Below are 4556 nucleotides of genomic sequence, written 5' to 3'. Positions count from 1 at the left end.
AGCAGAGAAAATCGATACAGAACAGGACCTTGGAAGGAGTTTTAAAGGGACTCAACGCTTAAGGTCCTGTACATGAAGGGCTTATAGCGATGCCCTCATCAACGAAAACCCCTGCCATGGGATCAGAGTCGAGGTGCCTCGTATTATCCGTGAACGAGCCTCTGATTTTACCGATGCCGAGCTTAACACTCTGTTCTCTAGCGCCCTATTCACTGGGGAGATCCGCCCACAGCGAGCTGAATATGGGGAGGCAATTTACTGGGTGCCGGTACTTCTGACTTACACAGGAGGCCGTTTGGAGGAGGTTTGCCAACTGTTCCGACGTGATGTCGAACACAAAGATGGTCAATGGTTTATTCACTTCAGGGATTGGGACGTATCTCAATCACTGAAAACGGGCAAGGCTAGGATGATACCGCTTCATCCACACCTGTTAGAGCTTGGTTTCGACCGTTTCTTGTCAAGTTGTGCCACAGAAGGACCATTATTCCCCCAGTTGACGCCAAGTAGGGCTAATGGGCGCTACAGCGATGCCCTCGGTAAGTGGCTGAGACCGCATGTAAGGCAGATCCTTGGACTCAAGACGAAGACGATTAAACCGTTGCACGCCTTCCGACATGCTTTCATAACACACATAAGGGCGTTGGGAGTCGCTGAAGATGTTCGAAATGCCATCACCGGCCACTCACAGGAAGGTCACGTTGGGAGATCCTATGGCTCTTTCAAAGACCTCGATGCGATTATCAACAAAATGCCCCGTTGGCCGGTCCCCGTGTGGCATCCCTTCAGTGTTGATGATGTTCCGACCGCAGAAGCGGAGGTGCAATCATGAAGCTGACACTAGACAACCTACTACAAGAGCCGGGACGGAATGACTTGCTGTGTCCTTACCGTGTGCTGGACTTCGTCCCCGGATTTGATGGCGAGCATGAGCAATACGTACAGCAGGCGTTCCTTAGACTCATTGACATTCCTGAACTTGATTGGCTAGAGATCCCCAAACCCGATGATGGACTTGGTTCATGGACGCCTCAGCAGGCCCTCGCGATCCTGACCTATGGCCCTCGTTCTCATCTCAACGTCGAGCTGATCGTGGAGATTGAACGCGTCACAGGTGAATCTCTCCCCCGCATGGAGGGGATGAGCCGGTTCGAAGCGGCCTTCTACCTTGTCTATTTGCTGCCGCTGCTTAACGAGTTCAGGCAGCGTGACGTCTGGACGACGGTTCAGCCCCAATACGTTTGTGAGCCCTATCGGGTCGATTTCTCGGTTGGCCTGAGTGGCTTCAGGCCAGACTCTTCGAGTTTCCGAGACATGGGGGGTTGGGAGCAGTACCTGATTGAGTTTGATGAAGCCTATCACCAAGAGCCCGCCAACCGCTTGCGTGATCAGCAACGTGATATACATATCGAGCAGGCTACCGGCCTGAAGCCAATCCGGGTGCGTCATGAGGAGCAGGAAGTCTGGGCCGCAATCTGCCGCATTGAACAGGAGATCATCAGCGTCGAAGAGTACCTGCAACGGCTTCTGAAGCTGATGGTCTGGCGACGGGGGGAAAAGTACATCGACATCACGCGAAAGTCTGCCCAGCTTGGTTATACCTGTGACGCAGCCAGATATCTGCTCCATTCAGTGCAGCCACTACGCGACCTGAAGCGGATTGCCAAACGGCTAGGGTTGCGGGTTAAGTCAAAGCACACCGGTAAACAGGCATTCTATCGCTTCTATCTCTGATAGTTAGTGCCGCTTGGTGTGTCAGTGGCACACACATTGTTCAACATGTGTGTGGCTCCATTCGGGGTCGCACACATGAAGGAATGTAGAGAGCAAGAGGGATTCGTCATCTGTGTGTCTAGTGTGTCGGTGTTCCAGGCCGTAGTTCACACCTCTTTCTTTTACTAGTACGACCCGAGACGGGAGCTTACCAGCCACCCGAAGGAGAGATTCCGAGAAGATAGCAACGATCCCGCCTCGTTAGCAGCCCTGAAAAAACAATCCCAAACCCCACCAGCACAAGGAAAACGAGCAGGCAACATTCAGACCCAACGCCGGTATAAGCCAGATGAGACCAACACCATAGGAGAACCCCATGGAATACATCACATCTGGCCCCTTGTCGGGAGCCACCCAGCAAGGAGAAGGCGTATGAATGAGCAGCAAGGAAACCCGTTACTGAAAGCGTTGGAGGCGGCACTGCTAGCAGCCTTGGGCGTCCTCATCAAGGAGGCCGTCAACTCGATGCAGACACCGCCGCCCCCGCCGAAGGAGCCGGACGCTCAATAGACCATGCCCGTGTGACAGACCGGAGGCCCCCCGGCAACCCCTGTCACACGGGTTGGTTTTCGAGTTTTGACACGTTTTTCTTGCAGGGTCTTGAGCCTATTGGGAGGCTATCATGGCAATCATCGGGTATGCCCGTGTCTCGACCACGGGGCAATCGCTGGAGCAGCAACTGACAGCTCTGGCGGAGTGTGAAAAAGTTTTTCAGGAGAAGGTCAGCGGTAGCAAGACGGATAGGCCGCAACTACAGGCAATGCTCGAATTTGCCCGCTCTGGAGACGTGCTAAAGGTGACCAAATTGGATCGTCTGGCCCGGAACACCCGGCACTTGCTGGAGATCACAGACCAGCTACACGCCAAAGGGGTAACATTACAGATCCAGAATCTGGGCATCGACACGGCCACACCGACAGGCAAACTGATGCTGACCATGATCGGGGCCATCGCCACGTTCGAGCGGGAAATCATGCTGGAGCGTCAGGCCGAAGGGATCGCCTTGGCAAAGACCAAGGGGGTCTACAAGGGCCGTAAACCGACGGCCATGGAGAAGCGGGATGAGGTGTTACACCTCCTTGCACAGGGACTGCCTAAAACAGTTGTAGCGAAACGTCTAGGGATCAGCACATCCAGCGTTTACAGGATCCGATAGAGCATCAACCGTAACGTGAGAGAAAATGAACAATTACATCATTATGGTTGGCAGGGGAATTCCTGTTGCTGTCGATATTTTGTCCGACTCAGCATCCAGTGAAATTGCGTCTCTGCAACAACAAGGGTTTATCATCGCCTACGACTCTTGTAAGGCTGAAAGTATTGAGCACGCATTGAAAACGTGGCAACAGCAAAGGGATGGAACTTATGGTTATGAGCACGTAATCACATCAACTACCAACGTGCTAGCACAAGACACCAGAATCATTGAGGTAAAAGGTGTTACTACCGCGACAATTGTGGCTGGGATGAATTTTCTGAGAGACTTCATGGCCTCAATTAGGGACTTTACTGGCGGTAACTCAGGCACTTACATGGCTAAGTTAGATGAGATCAAGACTCAAGCCTTGGTGCAGCTCAGAAAGCAAGCAGACGAATTAGGCTGTAATGCTCTAATTGGTGTGTCAATTGATGTTGACGAGATTTCGGGCGGTGGCAAATCGATGATGATGGTGACGGCAACAGGAACGGCAATCATTTTGGACAAATCGGTGGCGTCAAGCCGCTGATATTGATTTTGTTGCACTGCATTAACTTCGTGATACTAAGCAGCACAATGATAAGGACACTGATGTGGAAAAAACCAACCTGGTAGCAAGTTTGGTTGCAGGACTGTTGTTAAGTGGGTGTACGGGAACAGCCTTAGTCCCCGATGTAAATCCTGAGTTCAAACAGCAGATGGAAGGTAAGATGATCGGCGAGGCGACTGGAGACCCTTCTATGTGGGGTCAAACAGAAGAGTCGATTGCAAAGAAAATAGTCCCCAAAAAGTCAACCAAAGACGATGTTAAGCGGATTTTTGGGTCGACAACCAAGGTTGCTCTAACTGATACAGGCGAAACATGGACTTATGAGTCGCAGGTTATCACCATCTTTTCGGGGGCCAGTAATACGAAGAATACTTTGATCGTTCTCTTTGATACGGATGGGGTTGTCAATCGATACTCCATGAATGTGAAGGAGTACAAGTAAGGTTGAATATTACCTCTGCTTGTGGCAGTCTTCAGCAACTTAGTTGAGCTAGTTGTGGTACAAACCACTGGTACAACAGCTAAGTATCCAAGGTGCATCACTGTAATAAAATCAGTGAGTTACTGAATGTTAGTGAGAATCGAGGGTTCGAATCCCTCCCTCACCGCCAAATTTTAAAAACCGACCTCAGGGTCGGTTTTTTGCATCTGGGCTTACCGTATCCCCTGATACCCATAGAGGGAGGGTGAGAACCCTCGCCGGGTTCGACAAGGGGGCAGGACAGCCCCCTTGGACAGCCGCAGGCTGCCCGCAGGGCGAGCGCCAGGGACGGCGCGAGTCAATCCCGACCCAGCACCAAATTGTAAAAACCGACCTCAGGGTCGGTTTTTTGCATCTGGTGACATGGCAACATCCGATGCCGATGGAGAGAAGGTGAGAAGCCTCGTCGGGTTCGAGCAGAGCAGCTTGCTGCGATGAACGGCCGCAGGTCGCCCCGAAGGGGTGAGCCACGCAGGGGGGAATAATACCAATCGGATTAAACATTAGGTCAGTTTTATCCAATCTCGGCTACAAAGTGACATCACCCGCTCCAC

The 4556-nt window shown here is 51.9% G+C and carries 6 protein-coding genes; all 6 read left to right on the top strand.

The window, feature by feature from the left end; all coding sequences use genetic code 11:
- Positions 1–133 precede the first annotated feature (133 nt).
- The 6 genes from PG896_RS21275 to PG896_RS20460 all read left to right on the top strand — a co-directional run bounded on the left by PG896_RS21275 (position 134) and on the right by PG896_RS20460 (position 3963).
- On the top strand, positions 134–832 hold the full coding sequence (locus tag PG896_RS21275) for a site-specific integrase (protein ID WP_442866204.1): 699 nt from the start codon (positions 134–136) through the stop codon (positions 830–832).
- Positions 829–1734, top strand: a complete 906-nt coding sequence (locus tag PG896_RS20480; RefSeq protein WP_270836161.1) for a hypothetical protein — start codon at positions 829–831, stop codon at positions 1732–1734. Before PG896_RS21275 ends, PG896_RS20480 begins: the two co-directional genes overlap by 4 nt.
- 411 nt (positions 1735–2145) lie before the next feature.
- Positions 2146–2283 carry a hypothetical protein gene (locus tag PG896_RS20475; RefSeq protein WP_010674054.1) on the top strand — a complete coding sequence of 46 codons (138 nt, stop codon included), beginning with the start codon at positions 2146–2148 and terminating at the stop codon, positions 2281–2283.
- A gap of 112 nt (positions 2284–2395) precedes the next feature.
- Positions 2396–2929: a recombinase family protein gene (locus tag PG896_RS20470; RefSeq protein WP_270836160.1), complete on the top strand. Its 534-nt coding sequence runs from the start codon at positions 2396–2398 to the stop codon at positions 2927–2929.
- 25 nt (positions 2930–2954) lie between these two features.
- Positions 2955–3500 (top strand): YbjQ family protein, encoded by a 546-nt coding sequence (locus PG896_RS20465; protein WP_270836159.1) that lies wholly within the window; start codon positions 2955–2957, stop codon positions 3498–3500.
- A 64-nt stretch (positions 3501–3564) separates the two neighbouring features.
- A complete protein-coding gene (locus tag PG896_RS20460; RefSeq protein WP_134996844.1) occupies positions 3565–3963 on the top strand; it encodes a hypothetical protein in 399 nt (132 codons plus the stop codon).
- Positions 3964–4556: the final 593 nt, after the last annotated feature.

Origin of the sequence: Aeromonas sp. QDB30 (assembly GCF_027707645.1) — a bacterium.
In the GTDB taxonomy this organism is placed as follows: domain Bacteria; phylum Pseudomonadota; class Gammaproteobacteria; order Enterobacterales; family Aeromonadaceae; genus Aeromonas; species Aeromonas caviae.
Note: the sequence above shows the minus strand (reverse complement) of the source record. Positions and strands in the feature narration are given on the sequence as shown.

Bases quoted from the DNA above. Each gene is read 5' to 3' on its own strand.
- PG896_RS20470 (WP_270836160.1), top strand. From the start codon at position 2,396: ATGGCAATCATCGGGTATGCCCGTGTCTCGACCACGGGGCAATCGCTG.
- PG896_RS20475 (WP_010674054.1), top strand. From the start codon at position 2,146: ATGAATGAGCAGCAAGGAAACCCGTTACTGAAAGCGTTGGAGGCGGCA.
- PG896_RS20480 (WP_270836161.1), top strand. From the start codon at position 829: ATGAAGCTGACACTAGACAACCTACTACAAGAGCCGGGACGGAATGAC.
- PG896_RS20465 (WP_270836159.1), top strand. From the start codon at position 2,955: ATGAACAATTACATCATTATGGTTGGCAGGGGAATTCCTGTTGCTGTC.